Annotated in this window: 16 protein-coding genes and 1 pseudogene; 2 read left to right on the top strand and 15 right to left on the bottom strand. The window is 61.0% G+C overall.

From position 1 onward, the window contains the following. Window positions 1–49: 49 nt before the first annotated feature. The 15 genes and pseudogenes from ACIN8IBEIGE_RS21125 to ACIN8IBEIGE_RS05585 all read right to left on the bottom strand — a co-directional run. Window positions 50–508 (bottom strand): annotated as a pseudogene (locus ACIN8IBEIGE_RS21125) (putative adhesin); the annotation flags it as partial. A gap of 103 nt (window positions 509–611) precedes the next feature. Then, a complete protein-coding gene (locus tag ACIN8IBEIGE_RS05650; RefSeq protein ID WP_160016314.1) occupies window positions 612–2123 on the bottom strand; it encodes a sigma-54-dependent Fis family transcriptional regulator in 1512 nt (503 codons plus the stop codon). Window positions 2124–2133: 10 nt separating this feature from the next. Next, window positions 2134–4755, bottom strand: coding sequence for a type VI secretion system ATPase TssH (gene tssH / locus ACIN8IBEIGE_RS05645; RefSeq protein WP_178124331.1), 2622 nt, complete (start codon window positions 4753–4755; stop codon window positions 2134–2136). Between the two features lie 6 nt (window positions 4756–4761). After that, window positions 4762–5769: a type VI secretion system baseplate subunit TssG gene (tssG, locus tag ACIN8IBEIGE_RS05640; protein ID WP_160013786.1), complete on the bottom strand. Its 1008-nt coding sequence runs from the start codon at window positions 5767–5769 to the stop codon at window positions 4762–4764. Beyond that, the gene (tssF, locus tag ACIN8IBEIGE_RS05635; protein ID WP_160013785.1) at window positions 5733–7523 is read right to left on the bottom strand and encodes a type VI secretion system baseplate subunit TssF; all 1791 of its coding nucleotides are present in this window, start codon (window positions 7521–7523) and stop codon (window positions 5733–5735) included. Before tssF ends, tssG begins: the two co-directional genes overlap by 37 nt. A gap of 41 nt (window positions 7524–7564) precedes the next feature. Next, window positions 7565–7933 carry a hypothetical protein gene (locus tag ACIN8IBEIGE_RS05630; protein ID WP_160013784.1) on the bottom strand — a complete coding sequence of 123 codons (369 nt, stop codon included), beginning with the start codon at window positions 7931–7933 and terminating at the stop codon, window positions 7565–7567. Beyond that, on the bottom strand, window positions 7930–8778 hold the full coding sequence (locus tag ACIN8IBEIGE_RS05625) for a hypothetical protein (RefSeq protein ID WP_160013783.1): 849 nt from the start codon (window positions 8776–8778) through the stop codon (window positions 7930–7932). Before ACIN8IBEIGE_RS05625 ends, ACIN8IBEIGE_RS05630 begins: the two co-directional genes overlap by 4 nt. Beyond that, entirely contained in the window at window positions 8778–9287 is a 510-nt protein-coding gene (locus ACIN8IBEIGE_RS05620) for a PAAR domain-containing protein (protein ID WP_160013782.1), read from the bottom strand. The genes ACIN8IBEIGE_RS05625 and ACIN8IBEIGE_RS05620 overlap by 1 nt, the downstream gene beginning before the upstream one ends. A 9-nt stretch (window positions 9288–9296) precedes the next feature. Then, window positions 9297–9704 (bottom strand): type VI secretion system baseplate subunit TssE, encoded by a 408-nt coding sequence (gene tssE, locus ACIN8IBEIGE_RS05615; protein WP_160013781.1) that lies wholly within the window; start codon window positions 9702–9704, stop codon window positions 9297–9299. Between the two features lie 8 nt (window positions 9705–9712). Further along, entirely contained in the window at window positions 9713–11188 is a 1476-nt protein-coding gene (gene tssC / locus ACIN8IBEIGE_RS05610) for a type VI secretion system contractile sheath large subunit (RefSeq protein WP_160013780.1), read from the bottom strand. Between the two features lie 24 nt (window positions 11189–11212). Continuing rightward, entirely contained in the window at window positions 11213–11719 is a 507-nt protein-coding gene (gene tssB / locus ACIN8IBEIGE_RS05605; protein ID WP_090379617.1) for a type VI secretion system contractile sheath small subunit, read from the bottom strand. Window positions 11720–11752: 33 nt separating this feature from the next. Continuing rightward, window positions 11753–13315 (bottom strand): type VI secretion system protein TssA, encoded by a 1563-nt coding sequence (gene tssA / locus ACIN8IBEIGE_RS05600; RefSeq protein WP_160013779.1) that lies wholly within the window; start codon window positions 13313–13315, stop codon window positions 11753–11755. Between the two features lie 468 nt (window positions 13316–13783). Next, window positions 13784–14689 carry a D-hexose-6-phosphate mutarotase gene (locus tag ACIN8IBEIGE_RS05595; RefSeq protein ID WP_160013778.1) on the bottom strand — a complete coding sequence of 302 codons (906 nt, stop codon included), beginning with the start codon at window positions 14687–14689 and terminating at the stop codon, window positions 13784–13786. Between the two features lie 105 nt (window positions 14690–14794). After that, window positions 14795–16171 carry a TRAP transporter large permease subunit gene (locus ACIN8IBEIGE_RS05590; protein WP_160013777.1) on the bottom strand — a complete coding sequence of 459 codons (1377 nt, stop codon included), beginning with the start codon at window positions 16169–16171 and terminating at the stop codon, window positions 14795–14797. Next, window positions 16164–16709, bottom strand: coding sequence for a TRAP transporter small permease subunit (locus tag ACIN8IBEIGE_RS05585; protein WP_160013776.1), 546 nt, complete (start codon window positions 16707–16709; stop codon window positions 16164–16166). Before ACIN8IBEIGE_RS05585 ends, ACIN8IBEIGE_RS05590 begins: the two co-directional genes overlap by 8 nt. Before the next feature lie 196 nt (window positions 16710–16905). Between ACIN8IBEIGE_RS05585 and ACIN8IBEIGE_RS05580 the strand changes: the two genes are divergently transcribed. Then, on the top strand, window positions 16906–18006 hold the full coding sequence (locus ACIN8IBEIGE_RS05580) for a TRAP transporter substrate-binding protein (RefSeq protein ID WP_160013775.1): 1101 nt from the start codon (window positions 16906–16908) through the stop codon (window positions 18004–18006). Window positions 18007–18147: 141 nt separating this feature from the next. Continuing rightward, a complete protein-coding gene (locus tag ACIN8IBEIGE_RS05575) occupies window positions 18148–19002 on the top strand; it encodes a GyrI-like domain-containing protein (protein WP_160013774.1) in 855 nt (284 codons plus the stop codon). Window positions 19003–19027: the final 25 nt, after the last annotated feature.

The following is a 19027-nucleotide window of genomic DNA, read 5'->3' as shown; positions in this document are numbered from 1 at the left end:
GAGCAATATGGGTTGCGGGCTTGGGGTGAAAAAGAAAATTACGGCAAAACACACAGTGGATTTCGTCGTACTGCAGGCCGTGTTTGCTCAACTCGCTGAATACATCGCTCAGCGCGATGGTGCTGTTCTGCAACAACAGGGTCGGAGTTTTGCGATTACGCACGGTGAGGATGTCGACGCCTTCGAGCTTGGCACCGTAGGCAATGCTCGAGTACTGGTCGTCGCTGTACTTGGAAACCAGGTAGTTCCGTGTGGATTCCCCCGGTCCTTTCTGTTCGTGAGGCGCGATTTCACCGCGCATCACCTTGCCCAGGCCGGGGTCTTGCAGAGTTTTACCGTCCGGGCCATAAAACACCAGCGAGGTGTTGGCGGGCACGTTCAAGTGCATACCAGGCATGTAAGCGCCATGGCTGGTGATGATCAGTTTCTTGCTTGGCTGCCCAGAGGACTTCTGGAACAGATAGAAATGTTCGCCGAGAGCGGTTGCGTTCGCTGGAGTAGGTTTCACGCGAAGACTCCTACATGACCACGTTGCGGCTGGACAAGCACAGCGCTGACGGGATTGACGTAACTCTGATTGGCGGCGTTGAACATGCTCTTCTCCTTAAGCCTTACACGTCAGCCGGGCTGATACTCAGCCGCTGCATGCGGTACAGCAGGGTGCGGCGCGGCAGGCCCAGTTCGCAGGCGGCGCTGGTCTGGTTGCCACGGTTTTTGCGCAGGCAATCGAGCAGCAGGCTGCGCTCGACACGCTCCATGCGTTCGCGCAGGTTCATACCACTGTCATCCGGGCTGCTGTCCTGACGCAGGTTGAAGTACTCGGGCAGTAGCTCGCCGCCTTCGCACAGCAGCACCGCACGTTCGACCATGCCTTTGAGTTCACGCACGTTACCGGGGAAGGCGTAACTGGCCAGTTGGTCCAGTGTGCGGTCGGCCCAACGGCAAGGGTTGCGTTGCAGGAAGGCGCTTGCCTTGTCGGCAAAGTGCCGTGCCAGGGTGAGGATGTCTTGCTCACGTTCGCGCAGGGCCGGCAGCTCGATAGGGAACTGCGCCAAGCGGTAGAACAGGTCTTCACGGAAGCGACCTTCTTCGACCAGGCTGCGCAGGTTGTGGTGAGTGGCCGAGACGATGCGCACGTCGACTTTGTGCGTGCTGGTTGAGCCGAGCGGGCGCACTTCGCCTTCCTGCAAGACGCGCAGCAGTTTGGCTTGCAGGCTCAGCGGCATATCGCCGATTTCATCGAGGAACAGCGTGCCGCCATTGGCCGCATCGAACAGGCCCTGATGGTCGCGGTCGGCGCCGCTGAACGCGCCTTTGCGGTAGCCGAACAGTTCACTTTCCAGCAGGTTCTCTGGCAGCGACGCGCAGTTCTGCACCACAAAGGCTTTGCTGCGGCGGAAGCCGCAATCGTGAATCGCGCGGGCGACTAGCTCCTTACCGGTGCCGGTTTCACCCGCCAGCAATACGCTGACAGGGTTGTGCAGCACTTTGCTGATCAGCTGATAGACGCTGCGCATCGCTGGGCTGTCGCCAATCAGGCCATAGCCGCTGGCGCAGGGCGTACTGACCACAGCGACCGGCTGCTCGTCGCTCGGAGCGCGCAGGCGTTGCAGCAGGTGCAGTTGGGCGACCACAAAACTGCCCAGCTGGCCAAGCGAGTCGGCAAAGCCTTGCAGCTCCCGCGAGCGCTGGCTGGCAATCAGCAACAGGCCGGTGACGCCTTTCTGCTCATCCAGAAGCGGTTGGCACAGCAAGCTGCGCCAAGGCTGTTGCGCCTCGGGGAGGAAGCCGGTCTGGTGCAGGTTGCGGTCCAGCTCATTGAGGCTCAGCGTCTGGTTCTGGCACAGGCAGTACTGCAGCAGATGTTCGCCGTCGTAGTCGCTGGACAGGCTGGCATCCGCACGCGGTTGCAACAGGCCGTCCTGCCATTCGGCGGACAGCGTCAGGCGTGTGTGGGTGTCGTCGAGCAGGTACAGCTGGCTCAGTTCGCTGCCGGACAGCTGTGCGGCACTTTCCACCAGGCCGCCGAGCAGAGCGTCGCTAGTGGACGCGCGCGCCAGCGTGGCGAAGCGTTGCAACAGCGCTTCGGCATAGCGCAGCGGCTGCGGCACCTGACTGAACATCAGCGACACGTTAAGCGAACTCACAGACCACCGATCCTTCGCCGTCCAGGGTGGCGTGTACGCGTTGCAGGCTTTCGCCGTTGGCCATGGCGTCGAGCAGGCGGTCGACCACCAGCGGTTGCAGGTGTTGGTCAATCAGGTGATCGATCAGGCGTGCGCCGCTGTCGCTGTGGCTGCAGCGCTCTGCCAGATTCTCCAACAGGGCAGGCGCGTAGCTGAACTGCAATTGGCGACGTTGCAGGCGCTCAGCGAAGCGCTCCAGCTTGAGGCCGACCAGTTCGTTGAGCACTTCGCCGTTGATCGGGTAGTACGGCACCACGCGCATGCGGCCGAGCAGTGCCGGCTTGAAGTGCTGGGTCAGGGTCGGGCGAATCGCTTGTTCAAGGTCTTCCGCATCCGGGCGCTGGCCGCCCTGGCAGAGGCTGGCGATCCGCTCGCTGGCCAGGTTGCTGGTCATCAGGATCAGCGTGTTGCGGAAGTTGATCTCGCGACCTTCGCCGTCGTTGGCCACGCCCTTGTCAAAGATCTGATAGAAGACGTTCATCACGTCCGGGTCGGCTTTTTCCACTTCATCGAGCAGCACCACCGAGTAGGGCTTCTGCCGCACGGCTTCGGTGAGCATGCCGCCTTCGCCGTAGCCGACGTAGCCGGGCGGTGCGCCGATCAGGCGGGAGACGGTGTGCTTCTCCTGGAATTCGGACATGTTGATGGTGGTAAGGAAGCGCTCGCCGCCGTACAGCAGATCGGCCAGGGCCAGGGCGGTTTCGGTCTTGCCGACGCCGCTGGGGCCGACCAGCAGAAACACGCCGACCGGTGCATCGGCGCGATTGAGGCCAGCGGCGGTGGCACGCATCGAACGGTCCAGGGCGGCGATGGCTTGCTCCTGACCGCGCACGCGCAGGCCGAGGTCGCGGGCGAAAGTCAGCACTTTGCTGTTGTGCTCGCGGGCCAGCTGGCTCAGCGGCACGCCGGTCCAGTGGCTGATCACTTCGGCCACCAGGCGCGGGCAGACTTCGAAACTGACCAGGCGCTCATTCACCTGAGTACTGGCCAGCTCGGCTTGCACGGCGCGCAGTTCGTCTTCCAATTGCTCCAGCGGCACGGCCTGGTCGTCGTTGTCTTCAGGTTTGGCTTCGGCTTCGCTCGGGTTCTGGCGCAGGCTGGCGCACTGCTTGCGCAATTCCAGCAGACGTTCGGCCAGTTCGCGCTGCACCGACCAGCGGGTTTCGATCTGCTCAAGTTCAGCGCGGGCCTGGCTCAGGCGCGCTTCGAGCTGTTCGAGGATTTCGCTGTCGATCTGCAAACCGGCTTGTTTGTCGCGGCCCATGGCTTCGCTCTGCCGTTCGCCTTCGGCAATTTCACCGCGCAGACGCTCCAGTGCCTCCGGTGCAGCGGCCAGGCTGATGCGCACGCGGGCGCAGGCGGTGTCGAGTACATCGACGGCCTTGTCTGGCAGCTGGCGGCCAGCCAGGTAGCGCGCCGACAGTTCGGCGGCGGCGACTACGGCGTCGTCACGCAGATAGATGCCGTGGCTCTTCTCATACACCGGAGCCAGGCCGCGGAGGATGGTCACGGCCTCTTCGACTGTTGGTTCGTGCAGTTGCACGGGCTGGAAGCGCCGAGCCAGGGCCGGGTCCTTCTCGAAGTACTTTTTGTATTCGCTCCAGGTGGTGGCGGCGATGGTGCGCAGCTCGCCACGCGCCAGGGCAGGCTTGAGCAGGTTGGCCGCGTCGCCGCTGCCGGCCTGACCGCCGGCACCGATCAGGGTGTGGGCTTCATCGATAAACAGGATGATCGGCTTGGGCGAGCCTTTGACCTCATCGATCACGCCTTGCAGGCGGCGTTCGAACTCGCCTTTGACACTGGCGCCGGCTTGCAGCAGGCCGAGGTCCAGGCACAGCAGTTCGACACCCTTGAGCGCGGCGGGTACCTCACCAGCGGCGATGCGCAGGGCCAGGCCTTCGACGATGGCGGTCTTGCCGACACCGGCTTCACCGACCACGATCGGGTTGCTTTTACGGCGGCGGGCGAGGATGTCGATCATCTGGCGGATCGCGCCGTCGCGGCACAGCACCGGGTCGAGCTTGCCGTCACGGGCCTGCTGGGTGAAGTTGTGGGTAAAGCGCGAGAGGTTTGACTCGCCACTATTTGCGGGTTTGCCGACGGCAGTTTGCGGCTGCTGGGCCAGGGCGAATTCGCGCAGGCGCTCGGCATTCAGCTTGGCTAGCAAGGGTTGGTAATGGCTGCCGGCATAGCGCATTGGGTTGCGCAGCAGGGCGAGGATCAGCGCGGCTTCATCAACCTGGCTCTGGCCGAGCTCCAGGCTGGCGACCAGCAGAGCATCCTGCAGCCATTGCACCAATTCGGTGGCAAATACCGGGTTGCGCGACTCACTGTGTTCGCCACGCGGTTGTAGGGCGCGGGCCAGCTCGCCGGCGTCCACTTCGGCATCCTGCAGGGCGCGGGGCAGCAAGCCTTCCGGGCGCTCAAGCAGGCCGAGCAGCAGATCTTCGACGAGAATCTTGCTGCCGCCGCGAACCACGCAGCGCTCGGCGGCGCATTCCAGGTCATGTTTGCTGGCCGCGTCGAGGGCTTGCACCAGTTGTTGTAAATCGACGTTGATCATCTTCATCAATCCTTAATGAGCTTTGCTGCCGAGGGTGACCACGCCGTCGGCGTTGTCACGCCCCAGCCAAGTGGTCCAGCCCAGCAGGCAGGGGTTGTCCGCGCCGAGGCGCAATTCGCGTATTTCGTCCTGGCGCAGTTCCAGGCGGATGTCGTAATCCAGCGGGTCGCGCAGGGTGAAGCGCACCAGCGCGCAGAGCGGTTGGTAGCCGCTGCCGATGGGCAGAAATTCATGGAAGCGATCCCAGTTCAGCTGGCGTACATGGATGCGGAACTTGCCGCCGCGGTCACGCACGAACTCGCCGAGCACCAGGCTTTCACCCAGTTGGCTGTTGGCCAGGCCGAGGCGGTTGCGCTGCTCACCGAGGATTTCCACCTGACGCTCCAGGCACTGCTCGATATGCAGGTCGGCATGCTTGAAGTAGTAACGCAGCACCGACTCGATCAGCGCCGCCGAGTGGGCACGCAGACTGAGCAGGCCCAGATAAGGCAGCAGGCGCTTCCAGTTCAGCTCCTTGGCCTGGCGAATGGTTTCCCCGCCTAAGCCGATCAGGGCAAACAGGTGTGCGGAGAACGCGTCGACCGCGCCGCTTTGAAAGCGGGTGTGGTAGCGGTATTTCTGCCAGGTTGGCAGCAGCAGACGCTGCAGGCGGTTGTTGAACAGGTCGAGGAAGTCGCGGGTTGGGTTGCCATCTTCACTGTCCCCCAGCGCTTGCTCAGCGTAGAACGCCGGCAGGGGTGAGCCAGCACCAAACAGGCTGACCAGGTTGATGCGCAGGCGCGCGCGCAGCTCGCCGTGCTCTTCAAAGAACTGCACGCGATCAATATCGCTACCGGGGAACCCCATGCTCGGGTTGGCCTGCAGTTCCAGTCGCTGATACAGCGCTTCTTCATCCAGTTCAGGATGAGCGGCGTGCAAGCGTTCCAGCACCAGCTGCACACCCTGAAACAGGCTGTACTCGCGGATGCCCCGGCTAAGCCGGTTTAGAGCAGGGGCTGTAGCCCCATGCGCGGCGTCCATTGGTACACCTCTCCCTGTGTGCTCTGTACGCGCAGCTCGTGGTACGAGTTCAAGCTGGCATACAGGGCGAAAAATTCATTGAGTACGGTGGCGAAGAGAAACAGGTCACCCTCGCCGACATAACCCTCGGGGTTGATCGTCAATTGCGTACGTACACCGCGCACCGGCAGGCCGCGATGCAGTCGGTCGACGTGCTGGTGGCTGATGCTTTTCAGGCCGTCGAGCAGGCGCTTGCTGACCTTCTCCGCGTGCTGGTCGTAGTAGCGCGGCAGGTCGTAGGTTTCGAGAATTACCTTGAGCGCCTCGACGTTGGCCAGCGACAGGTAGTTCAGCGACATGTTGCTGATCAGTTTCCAGAGAAAGTCGCGGTGTAACGGCGGCGCGTAACTCGGCGTGACTGCGCTGATATTGCGGAAGGTGAGAAACTCCGGGGTGTCCTCGCAGGGCATGCAGATATCACCGAGGCCCAGCTGACGCGGCAGGTTCTGGTTGGTGCAGGTCAGCTCGATGGACAGGGTTTCATGCTGATCAAGGTTGCGTAGGCCGAAGCTCAGGTAGGTTTCCAGGCCGTCGCCCAGTAGCGACGGTTGCTGGCGCACGCTGTAGTGCGGGCGCGCCAGGGGCACGTCGAAGCTGGCGTCATGCTCGAAGGATTCGAACGGCACGTACTCTTCGTAACCCTTGCCGCCAGGCTTCCAGCCGGTGACGCGATCCACCGAGAACACCCCGCAATGCTCGGAGTCGAGTTCCGATGGCAGCAGCAGGTATTGATCCTGCTTGCCGTCGAGGCGAATCGGGATGGCGTCGTGGGCGAACAGGTTGACCACCGGTGTGCAGTACAGGCGCACGTTATCCAGGGTCGGGCGGATACGTTGCACGCCGGCCTTGTGGATATCAAAACGCAGTTCGATGCCGCGCGCCTGTTTGAGCACGTCTTCGGGCACGCGCTTGAGCGCATCCAGGCCGAGCAGGTCGACAAACAGGAACTTGTCCTGGAAAGCGAAGTATTCCTGCAGGTAGCGATAGCCGCGGAAGGTATTCAGCGGGTAGGGGATCAGCGCCTGATCTTCGGCAAAACCGACAGGTTGGACATTGCTGCTGGGTAGGCTCAGGGCATCCAATGGACGGCCGAGGGTGTCCTGCAGTGGTTTGCCCGCGGCATCGAGCAGCACCAGCTGTATACCGCCAAGGTGGCGCAACAGGCTGAGGTACAACAGCTGGCTGATATAGCGCTCGCCAGCCAGGTGTAGGCGCAACTGCTTGAGGTTGAGTTCGCCAAGGTGGCCATCAGCGGTCATGCCGAGGCGCAGGCTGAGCATCGCACCAGCGCCCTTGATCGAGTAGTCCAGGCCATTCAGTGCCAGTGGTAGCACCTCGGTGGCAAAGGCGGTGCGAAAACGGCAGGTCACGCCCTGGATCGGCTTGGATTCCACAGGCGTATGGCGTGGCACCAGCAAGGCACCGCCCGACCGTTTGAGTGGGTCGAACTGCAACATGCTGAACGCCGGCAGCGGGCGCATATAGTTCGGCCACAGCAGATGCATCAGCGAATGTGTCAGCTCCGGCAACTCGTCATCAAGCTTCTGCCGCAGACGCCCGGTCAGAAAGGCAAAACCTTCCAGCAGTCGCTCGACATCCGGGTCACGCCCGCTCTGCCCAAGAAACGGCGCCAACGCCGGGCTGCGCTCAGCAAACCGCTTGCCGAGTTGGCGCAGGGCGGTGAGTTCGCTCTGGTAGTAGTGGTTAAAAGACACGACTCAGTCCTTGATTCGGGTGGCTGTTGGTGAAAAGGGGTTCATGTACTCTTTCCGGCCAGAGCCAGGCGTGCTGCCGCGTAGATGGCCGCCAATGTCAGGACTCCCGACAAGCCGGCGAAGAACAGTGCTCGCAAAGGATGTTGCGGCAGCAAGTAGATAAGGTTCGCTATTACCAATGCACTGGTCAGGGCGATCTTTACTTTCACGCTTGTTGTGAGGGTGATCAGGCCATTGACCAAGACAAAGGCGACGAAAATAAGCTGAACCGCTAAACCTAATGCGACCCCCCTGGATAACGGGGAGCCAAAGAGAAATGTATAGGCCTGGAAACCCAGGCTAGTGGCTAGCGGGAAAAGCAGGCATGCCGCGGCGTGGCATGCAAAGGCGATAAGTTTTTGCCGACTCATTTCTTCCACTCTCCGAACTTGGAGAGAGATTCTGTGGATATGGATTGTTGGAGATACTGCATAGATCCTGGCTGGAATACAGAGCTCACCTGTTCGACCGTGCGGGCACCGCCTCGCGTAGGCACCACTTTCTGGGTGATAACCAACTGGAAGTTTTCGGAGGCCCAAAGCGCCCCGCGAAGCACCATGTAATTGTCGTATTCATTGCTTGGATCGCTACTTGGAGCGAAAGGATTGCCGTCTCCATATTCCATCCCAGTCCGCACTGTTTTGCTGATCGCGGCGGGTTTGGCGCGTAGCTCTTCGAAATACTTCCTGAAGGTGTCGGCCGCGAATGGTATCTGTCCGACGCCATCGGTCCAGTAGGGGTATTTATCGACCATAACCATCAGGAAACCGGCACCGCCGTCCGAGTTGCCTTTCCAATCGCCAGGGAGTCCTTTGGCGAAGCTGATCGACCACCGATCTATGGTGGCGAAGTCGATAATTTGCTTCCAAGTGAAGTGTTTGTACGCGGAGTGAGCTTCCGAACCAGGCTTGGATGAATCCGGGTGCTGCCATATCAGCTCTCGATATTTGTCCGCCAACGGTTCGAACCACTGAATTTTTTCCGAGTACAGCTTGTCGGCCGTAATGATGCGGAAAGGCTTTTCGCCCTGAGTCGGCCGCACAGCAAACAGGGGAAATCCGTTTTTGCGCGTAATCAACCATGCAGTGGGAACTTTGATCTTCGGTGGTTCTTTGTCCTTGCTTGGCGTGCTTTCGGACTGCACCTTGAGCTCGGTTTTACCTTCCTTTGTTACGAAGGTATGGGTGACCCCGTCGAGAGTGATGAGGGTTTCCATCAGTCCTCTCCAGAGATGTAGAGCGTAAGAGCTTCTTTCTTTCCGCCGGTGTAGATGCTGCCAGTGATGCCGGCTTCTGCTGTGGAGCCTTGCTTGGTAATTCCGCTCTCAGACACTATGCGGTAGGCGAGCCCTTTTAAGGGCTGACCGCCCTCTGCTTCGAGGGAAAACAGGCGGTCGAATCCTTCTGCAATAGTCAGTGGCGCCGGCGCTGTAAATGCCGCCCCACCCCCACTGGTCCCGATAATCACCGTCCCCGAACCCGCCACAACCGGATTGCCGTGATTACCCACAGTGCCCACCGTGGTAGCTGGCTTACCGTTGATCAGTACATTGCTGATCACGTTACTGGCCAAGGAGCTGCCGCAGGCAGTTGGGTCGTCTTGGCGTGCGGCGGACAGGTTGTCGAACAGCACGTTGGGTGAGCCAACGGTGATTGGATTCTTGCTGTGGCCAGGAAGCGGACAGACAGTGGGGTCGCTGACGCGGGCGGCGGGTTTACCGGACATGGGCTCTCCTTAATTGACCTTGACCTGTCCGCTGCCATCCAGGCGCGCGGAGAAACTGACTTGGCGTTTAAAGCCGTCCACTTCCAGCAGGCCTTCGATGGCAAAGGCCAGGCTCAGCGGGTTGTTGTCGCGGGGCAGGGAAATCACCCGCACTTCGCTTAAACGCGGTTCGTACGCTTCGATAAAGCGTTCGATGGCGATACGCGCCTGCTGCAGCGAATCGTGCAGCGACAGACGCATATCGTTGAGATCGGGCAACCCGTAGTCGGGCAGCGTTTGCACGCTGCCCGCCCGGGTGCTGAGCATTTTCGCCAGGTGGGTAGCCACCGATGCCATGGCGGCAACCTCGCGGCTCCAGCCAGCACGCTGGCTGGCTTCACCGCCGAGGCGTTCGAATAGGCTTCCGTACCCGGCCATAAGGATGCTTATTCCTTGTCCAGTTTGCCGACGAGCGACAGGGTGAAATCGGCACCCATGTACTTGAAGTGCGGGCGCACGTTGAGGCTGACGCGGTACCAGCCCGGCTCACCATCAACATCACTGACGATGACCTGAGCGGCGCGCAGCGGACGACGGCTGCGTACTTCGGAGCTTGGGTTTTCCTGGTCGGCAACGAACTGACGGATCCACTTGTTGAGTTCCAGCTCCAGGTCGGTGCGTTCTTTCCACGCGCCGATCTGCTCGCGCTGCAGCACTTTCAGGTAGTGGGCCAGACGGTTGATGATGAACATGTACGGCAGCTGGGTGCCGAGCTTGTAGTTCAGTTCAGCGGTCTTGCCTTCTTCGCTGATGCCGAAGAATTTCGGTTTCTGTGTCGAGTTGGCGGAGAAGAACGCGGCGTTGTCGCTGCCCTTGCGCATGGTCAGGGCGATAAAGCCTTCTTCGGCCAGTTCGTATTCACGACGGTCGGAGACCAGCACTTCGGTCGGAATCTTGGTTTCGATTTCGCCCATGCTTTCGAAGTGGTGCAGCGGCAGGTCTTCTACTGCACCACCGCTCTGCGGGCCGATGATGTTCGGGCACCAGCGGAACTTGGCGAAGCTGTCGGTCAGCTTGGAGGCGAAGGTGTAGGCGGTGTTGCCCCACAGGTAGTGCTCGTGGCTGTTGGCGACGTTCTCTTTGTAGACGAAGGTCTTCACCGGGTTGTCTTCCGGATCGTACGGGTTGCGCAGCAGAAAGCGCGGTACGGTCAGGCCGACGTAGCGGGCATCTTCCTGCTCGCGGAAGCTCTGCCATTTGGCGAACTGCGGGCCTTCGAAGTGATCCTTCAGATCCTTCAGGTCCGGCAGACCGGTGAAGCTTTCCAGGCCGAAGAATTTCGGGCCGGCAGCGGCGATAAACGGCGCGTGGGACATGCTGGCGACACTGGCAACGTATTGCAGGGTCTTGACGTCCGGAGCGCTCGGGTCGAAGAAGTAGTTGGCGATCAGTGCGCCGACCGGCTGGCCACCGAACTGGCCGTATTCGGCGGTGTAGATGTGCTTGTACAGGCCGGACTGCATGATTTCCGGGCTGTCCTCGAAGTCATCGAGCAGATCTTGCTTGGAGGCGTTGATGATCTCCAGCTTGATGTTTTCGCGGAAGTTGGTGCGATCCACCAGCAGCTTGAGGCCGCGCCAGGAGGATTCCAGCGCCTGGAATTCGGCGTTGTGGAGGATTTCGTCCATCTGCCGGCTGAGCTTGGCGTCGATCTCCGCGATCATGCGGTCGACCATGGCCTTTTTCACCGGCTCATTTTCGTTCTGCGGCTTCAGCAACTCTTCGATAAAGGCCGACACGCCACGCTTGGCGATGTCATAGGCTTCGTCGTCCGGAGTCAGTTTGGTCTCGGCAATGATGCGGTCGAGGATGCCGAGGTCGGCGGCGCTGCGACCGCTTTCTACTGCTGCACTAGTGCTCATGAATTAGCTTCCTTGTTAATTGAATCAGGAGTCCAGCTTGCCTTGGGCAGCCAGGCCGAGTTCGCCGAGTACGCGGTCACGCGAGTCGTCGTCAGCCAGCACGCTTTCGATGGCCTTGCGGAAGGCTGGGGCATTGCCCAGTGGGCCTTTCAGAGCCACCAGGGCGTCGCGCAGTTCCATCAGTTTTTTCAACTCAGGGACCTGGTCGACGACATTGGCCGGGTTGAAGTCCTTCATCGAGTTGATGCGTAGCTGCACGGCCATGTCGTCGCCTTCAGCGTCGTCCTGCAGACGGTTAGGCACGGCGAAGGTCAGGTTGAGTTCCTGCTTGGCCAGCACTTCGTCGAAGCTGTTCTTGTCGATGCTGATCGGCTTGCGGTCTTCGATCTTGCGATCGTCGGCGCGCTGGGTGAAGTCACCCAGAACCATCAGTTTCAGTGGCAGTTCGATCTCTTCCTGAGCACCGCCAGTGGCGGGTTTGAAAGTGACGTTGATGCGTTCCTTGGGGGCTACCGAGCCTTCTTTGGCCATGGTCATTCTCCGTTACGGTTATGGCCCGAGGGCCTAGTCCAGTACCACTTCAAGATCGAGGTGGCACAACCTGCGGTAGATCTCTTCCTTGCTTTCACGCACCGCGTGGTTCTGCGGCAACAGCTCACAACAGCTGTGCAGCATGCGCAGTACGTCCAGGGCGAGATCGGGTTCCCAGTCGCCGAGGCCGGTGGCCTGTAGCGTCTGGTCGAGCGATTCGAGTTGGGTCTTGGCCAGTTCGTATTTCTTTGCGCTGTAGCACAGGCGCGCCAGGGTCAGCTGCCAGAAGAAGCGTTCACGGCCGCCGCGCGCCTTGGCCAGGCCGAGCTTAAGTTGCTGCACGGCGGATTTCAGACCGTCCTTGCGCAGCTTGGGCAGGGTTTCCTGCAGGGCGATATCCCAGGCCGGCAGGCTGTTGCCGTCGTTGGCGACTGGGGCGTTTTCGCTGACCGGCGCCTGTACATGAGGCATTACGTGGGAGCTGAGCCAGGCTCGGGTCTGTGCATCGGCGAAGGCGCTGCCGTCGTGGAAGCGCAGTTCTTCCAAGCCGCTCATGCGCTGCATAAACAGTGCGAGCTGGATTTCCACTTCACGCATCGCCTGCTCGGCGTCCAGTTCGTGCAGGCACTGCCAGACGAGATGCTGGCCGTCGAGCCAGAAGGGCGCGCGGGCGATGCTGGCTTCCAGGTCGACCAGCAGGTCGGCGTATTGGCCGTTCTGGTAGCGCTCCTGATAGCTGGCCAGCTTGTCGGCAGGCAAGCCGCGCAGCGCGGTGATCTGTTCGGCGTTGCGTTCCGGCAGGCTGTCGATGGGCAGCCAGAGCAGGGTGCGCGCCAGGCGCAGGGCGCGCAGGTCGCTGGCTTTCTGTTTCAGCCAATAGGCGCAGAGCGGACGGGCTTGGTCTTGCAGGCTGCGTAGGCTCTTGTGCGCTTCCTTTTCACTTTCCACTGGTGCGCCAGGGGTGAGCATCTGGCTGGCGGCCTGTTTGACCTGGGCAATCGCCGCGCCGACGGACCCGGGCTCCGGCTGACCCTGGCTGGCGCGCTTGACCAGCTCATCCAGGCGCCGGCACAGCGGCAGCAGCAGTGGTGCATCCTCGCCCAGGTGCTCGGCCAGGCAGGCTTCCAGAGCGCGCAGTTGCTCGGCCAGGCTGCGGAACAGCGCCAGTTGTTCGCCAATCGGTACATGTTCGGCCAGCGCCTGCTCCAGGCGAGGAATCAGCCAGCTGATGGCGGCGGCGCGGGTGCGCGGTTTGCGCGGATGCAGCTCGACCCAGTGGTTGAGGCACAGGTAGTGCAGCAGGCTGAAACCGGCTTGCAGGCCGGGGAAGGATTCACGCTGGTAAAGCCCCCAGATCAGCCAGGCGGCAACGCGCAAATCCTTGGAGTGGGCGCTGAGCAGTATCTCGCTGTTTTCGCGGACCTTTTGCCAGTCGATCGCCGCCGTTTCGTGCAGTGCGGTGGCCTTGCCCAGCTCGTTTTCGAGAACTTCATATTCCGTGGAATAACGCACGTCATTACCGGCAAAGTTCCCTTCATTTATAGGAAGTTTGGCCAGCTCTAAATAATGAGCAGTGAGTTTGTTTGAATAGGTCATTCCATGACTCGATTATCGCTGCGAGTAACTTCGGAGAAGCCGGTGAAGCTTGCGAAGATCATCTTGCTGCGCTGTGGGTGCGCAAGAAGTTGCGCACTTAAATGTGCAACAAGTTGCGCACGTCCTAGTGAGGTGGGCATCCTAGCCCTATGAAGAGTGTCGGACAACCGTTGAAAGTGTGAAATATGTAACAGTGAGAGATATTCGGCGATTATTAACTGGAACGATAGTTCCTAAAAATTATGAGTGTTTCGTCACAATAAGATGGGTCTGAAAAGTTATGTAGGGATATGGCTCTATATATGTAAGTAATTGCTTACTGGCAAATTAGTGGCGCGTCACAGAAGTTGTCTGATTACTGCAAGTTAGTGTGACGTAGTGCAGGTTCTGCCGGGTTGGCCTGTGACCGCTGTGCTACGGCCGAGCCCGGATGGGCTCGGCGCGGGGAGGGGGTAAACCGTTGGTCGGTTAATCGCGGCAGGATTCGGCCCAGAGACTCACATCGAGCTGATGCTGCTCACCCGTCGCCAGCACACGGATATCGTCCAGTACGTTGGCGTGCTCGATACACAGCATGCCAGGCCAGGCATTAGCGGCGAATTGCGAGAGGCGTTGCGCCTTGTCGATCCAGGGGTTCCACAGTACGGCCGAGTTTGAGCCACTGCTGTGCAGTTGGATGCGCCGCCGCCAGGCGCGGTCAAGGATGCTCAGCTGCGCCGGAGTGTCCAGGTAGATGCGGTCGGTCTCGCCGCTGAATGTCAGCAGGCCGTCCTGCTGGCGTTGCTGCCAGTCTTCCAGGGTTTCGATATAGCGGCAGCCGTGCAGGCCTTCGACCGCGACGTGACGGATATCGCTGACGGCAAAGTAGCTGTGCAGCGCCTGGCTGATGGCCAGCGGCGTTTCGCCCAGGTTGCGGCTGCTCAGTTGGATATGCAGGCGCTCATCCAGGCGAATGCTCAGGCGCAGTTCGGCGGCGTGGGGCCAGTCGATCAGTGGTTGGGTGGCGCTGTTGTAGACGAATTCCAGCTGGACGCCATCATCGTGCTGATCGATGCCTTGCAGCTGCCAGTCAAGGTTGCGTGCCAGGCCGTGGGCGGGTGCAGTGTCGGGCTGCAGGTGCATGCTTTGTATGGCCTGCGGGTTGCGTTGCAGGCTGCCAAACCATGGCCAGCACACCGGCACGCCGCCGCGCACGCCTTGGCCGCGCTTGTAGGCCGCTTGCTCGCTGAGCCAGATCAGCGGCGGCTGGTCATCTTCCTGATAGCTGAGTATCTGCGCGCCTTGCTGGCTGATCAGCAGTTCGCGGGCACCAACCCGTGCGCGCCAGCAGGTCAGCTCATCCAGCTCAAGGCGTTCAACGTGGGATCTGGCCATCGGTGTACTCGTAGAGATAGGGATTAAAGAAGGCTATTGGAGCCCAGCTTGCGCGCAGAAAGCAAAACGCCCGTCAGTGACGGGCGTTCTGGGCTGGAGTCAGGCTTACTTGCCGTAGACCTGTTCCGGCAGCCAGGTGATCAGCCCGGGGAACTGGTAGGCAATTACCAGCAGCAGGATTTGGATCAGGATAAACGGCAGCACGCCTTTATAGATGGTGCTGGTGGGTACCGAGGCCGGGGTGACCCCGCGCAGGTAGAACAGCGCAAAGCCGAACGGCGGAGTCAGGAAGGACGTCTGCAGGTTCAGTGCGATCATCACGCCCAGCCATACCGGATCCAGGCCCATGGCCAGCAATACCGGACCGACAATCGGCACCACCACAAAGGTGATCTCGATAAAGTCGAGGATAAAGCCGAGCAGGAAGATCACCACCATCACCAGGAAGAACGCACCGAGCACGCCGCCAGGCAACTGGGCAAAGATGTCCTCGATCATCGCTTCACCGCCGAAGCCGCGGAACACCAGGGAGAACAGCGAGGCGCCGATCAGAATGAGGAACACCATAGCGCTGATTTCGGTGGTGCCGTAGGCCACTTCGCGCAGCTGGCCGAAGTTCAGCTTGCCCTTGTAGAAGGCCAGTAGCATGGCACCAAGGGCACCGAGTGCAGCGGCTTCGGTGGGGGTGGCGTAACCGGCGAGGATCGAGCCGAGCACCGCGCCGATCAGCAGCAGCGGCGGTACCAGGGCGTTGATCAGCTTGCCCCATTCGATCGGGCCCAGCTCTTCCTGCGGCAGCGCTGGCAGCTTCTTCGGCTGGAAGATTGCCACGCCGATGATGTAGGCGATATACAGCCCCACCAGCAGCAGGCCAGGTAGCAGCGCACCGACGAACAGGTCACCGACCGAGACGGTTTTGGGCGAGAAGATGCCCATCTTCAGCTGCGCCTGTTGGTAGGCGCTGGACATCACGTCACCCAGCAGCACCAACACGATGGACGGCGGAATGATCTGCCCCAGGGTGCCGGTGGCGGCCAGGGTGCCGGTGGCAATCGCCGGGTCATAGCCACGGCGCAGCATGGTCGGCAGGGCCAGCAGGCCCATGGTCACCACGGTGGCGCCAACGATACCGGTGGAGGCCGCCAGCAACGCGCCGACCACGCACACAGAAATTGCCAGGCCGCCGCGCAGCGTGCCGAACAGTCGGGACATAGATTCCAGCAGGTCTTCGGCGACCCTGGACTTCTCCAGCATCACCCCCATAAACACGAACAACGGCACCGCCAGCATGGTCTGGTTGTTCATGATGCCGAACAGGCGGTTGGGCAGGGCGCTCAGGTAGCCGCCATCGAAGGTGCCAGTCAGAATGCCGATGCCGGCAAACAGCAGCGATACGCCGCCCAGGGTGAAGGCCACCGGGTAGCCAGCCATCAGGGCCGCGCAGATGCTGATAAACAGCAGAATCGCCATCAACTCAGCCATGCTTCACCTCCGCGCCCTGCAGGCGGCCGGTGAGGATATTGGCGAATTTGATCAAGTCGGAGATTCCTTGTAGTGCCAGGCTGACCACCAGCACCAGGATGATGCTCTTCTGCAGGTAGACGAATTTCAGGCCGCCCGACTCGCTGGAGCCTTCCAGGGTTGCCCAGGAATTGCTGACGTAATCCCAGCTGGCCCAGCCGAGGAACAGGCACACCGGCAGCAGAAACAGTAAGGTGCCGAGACTGTCGACCAGGGCTTTACGTTTGGCGCTGAACTTCTGATAGAAGATGTCCACGCGCACGTGGCCGTTGCGTTGCAGCACCCAGGCGGCAGCGCCCATGAATACCAGCGCGTGGCTATACAGCACGGCTTCCTGCAGGGCGGTGGCGCCGATGCCGAAACCGTAACGCAGGATCACCACTATGGCAGTACCGAGGACCAGAAACAGGGTCAGCCATGAGCAGGCTTTGCCGAGGTGGGAATTGAATGAATCGATCAGGCGGGCAAGGCCGAGCAGCAGAGGCGGTTTATCGGACATTATGAGTCCTTATGGTTATGGGCTTTGTGGGCAGGCAGGCCGGCGATTCTAGGCAGGCCCGGGCACGTGCGGCAATGGCACTACAACTTTAGTCGTATCCGCTAGGCTTGAGAGTCACTTACCCCTATGTTACTCAGGCGCGGTGGGTCCGCAGCGATCCTGTGGTCAGACCACTACAACAATAAAGGAGCTTTGCATGAAACGTCGTCAAATTCTCGCAGCAGCAGGCGTAGGCCTTGCAGCCACGGCACTGGCCGGCTGCAAACAAGAGGCTGAAACCGCTGGTAAGCCCCAAGAAGGCGCGAGCAGCCAAACCTTCAACTGGAAAATGGTTACCTCCTGGCCGAAGAACTTCCCCGGCGTAGGTGTCGGTGCCGAGCGCTTCGCCAAACTGGTTGATGAAATGAGCAACGGCCGCTTGAAGGTCAAAGTCTATGCCGCTGGCGAGCTGGTGCCGGCACTGGAAGTATTCGATGCAGTGAGCCGCGGTACCGCCGAGATGGGCCACGGCGCGCCTTACTACTGGAAAGGTAAAGTACCGGCCGCGCAGTTCTTCTGCGCTTCGCCATTTGGCCCCAATGCTCAGGAAATGAACGCCTGGCTGCACCGTGGTGGCGGTATCGAGCTGTGGGAAGAGGTGTACAAGCCGTTCGGCGTGCTGCCGATGGCCTGTGGCTCCACCGGCGTGCAGACTGCCGGCTGGTTCAACAAGGAAATCAACTCGGTTGAGGACTTCCAGGGCCTGAAGATGCGCACCCCAGGTCTGGGCGGCGAAGTGCTGACCAAGATGGGTGGTACCGTGGTCAACATGCCGGCCGGTGAGATCTTCACTGCGCTGCAAACCGGTGCCATCGACGCCACCGAGTGGATCGGCCCATACAACGACCAGGCCCTGGGCCTGCACAAAGCCGCCAAGTATTACTACACCCCGGGCTGGCAAGAGCCGAACGTCACCTTCGAGCTGGATATCAACATCAAGGCGTGGGAAACCCTGCCGGCGGATCTGCAGGCCATCGTTCGCGCCGCCGCGCGTGATGTGAACGGCGACATGCTCGACGATTACAACGCGAAGAACATGGAAGCCCTGGAGCAGCTCAAGGGCGAGGGCGTGGAAGTGCGCCGTCTGCCGGACGAAGTGCTGGCCAAGCTCAAGGAAGTGGCCGCCGAAGTGGTCGACACCAGCGCCGCCGCCGATCCAGTAGCAAGCAAGGTGTGGGCGCAGCAGAAGGCTTATCTGCAGCGTCTGTACGAATACGCCGAGCTGAACGAGAAGGACATCTACAATATCCGCGGTTAATACCCGGGGCTCCAAGGAATGCCGGCTGATGCCGGCATTCTGCGTTTCTGGCACAGGGAAAAGCGCAATCCGGGTTAACCGGGGCCGTTTAAGGTCGTTCTACACCGTGGCGATCGCCGCGGTGCGAACAGGGAGCCATGTATGAAGGTCGTCACTCGTCAACGTTATGCCGTCGCATTGCAGCAGGTCCTCGACTGGCTGTTGGCGCATCTCGACGAGCCGATGGATTTCTACCGCCTGGCCGACGAGGCCTGCCTTTCGCCGTTCCACTTCCACCGCGTGTACCGCGGGCTGACCGGCGAAACCCCGCAGGACACCCAGCGGCGCATGCGTCTGCACCGGGCCGCGGTGGCCTTGTGCGGATCGTCGCAAGGCATTGCTCGGCTGGCTCGCACGGCCGGCTATGGCAGCGTGCAGGCCTTCAGCCGCGCTTTCCGCGAGGCCTATGGCGAAGCGCCCACGGCGTACCGGGCGCGCACGCAGGCGGTGGCTCCCCTGACTTTCCCGCCCTTTCAGGAGCATACAAACATGTATCAGGTGGAAATCCGTACCCTCAGCCCACAATCCGTCGCCGCCATGGCTCATTGCGGCAATTATCAGGCTATTGGCGAAACCTTCGAACGGCTCAACGCCTGGGCCGCAGGCCAAGGGCTGGCGGTCGCGCAGAGTCGTTCATTCGGCATCTACTATGACGATCCGCTGTCGCAGCCGGTCGCGGCACTACGCGCGGACGCCTGTATCGAAGCGCCCGATAACCTGATGCTGAGTGCGCCGCTGCGCCGTCTGCAGACCCCAGGCGGGCGGTGTGCGGTGCTGGAGTTTGTCGGGCCCTACGCCGAGCTGGATCAGGCCTATCACTGGCTATATAGCCAATGGCTGCCAAATTCCGGCGAGCAACCCGGAGAAGCACCCTGCTTTGAGGAATATCTGAATGACGTGCGCAGTGTGCCGCCGGCCCAGTTGCGCACGGCGATTTGTATTCCGCTGGCGGGTTAGTTCACTTCAATCATGCTCGGAGCGG

The organism is Pseudomonas sp. 8BK, from assembly GCF_902506475.1.
Taxonomy (GTDB): Bacteria; Pseudomonadota; Gammaproteobacteria; order Pseudomonadales; family Pseudomonadaceae; genus Aquipseudomonas; species Aquipseudomonas anguilliseptica.
Note: the sequence above shows the minus strand (reverse complement) of the source record. Positions and strands in the feature narration are given on the sequence as shown.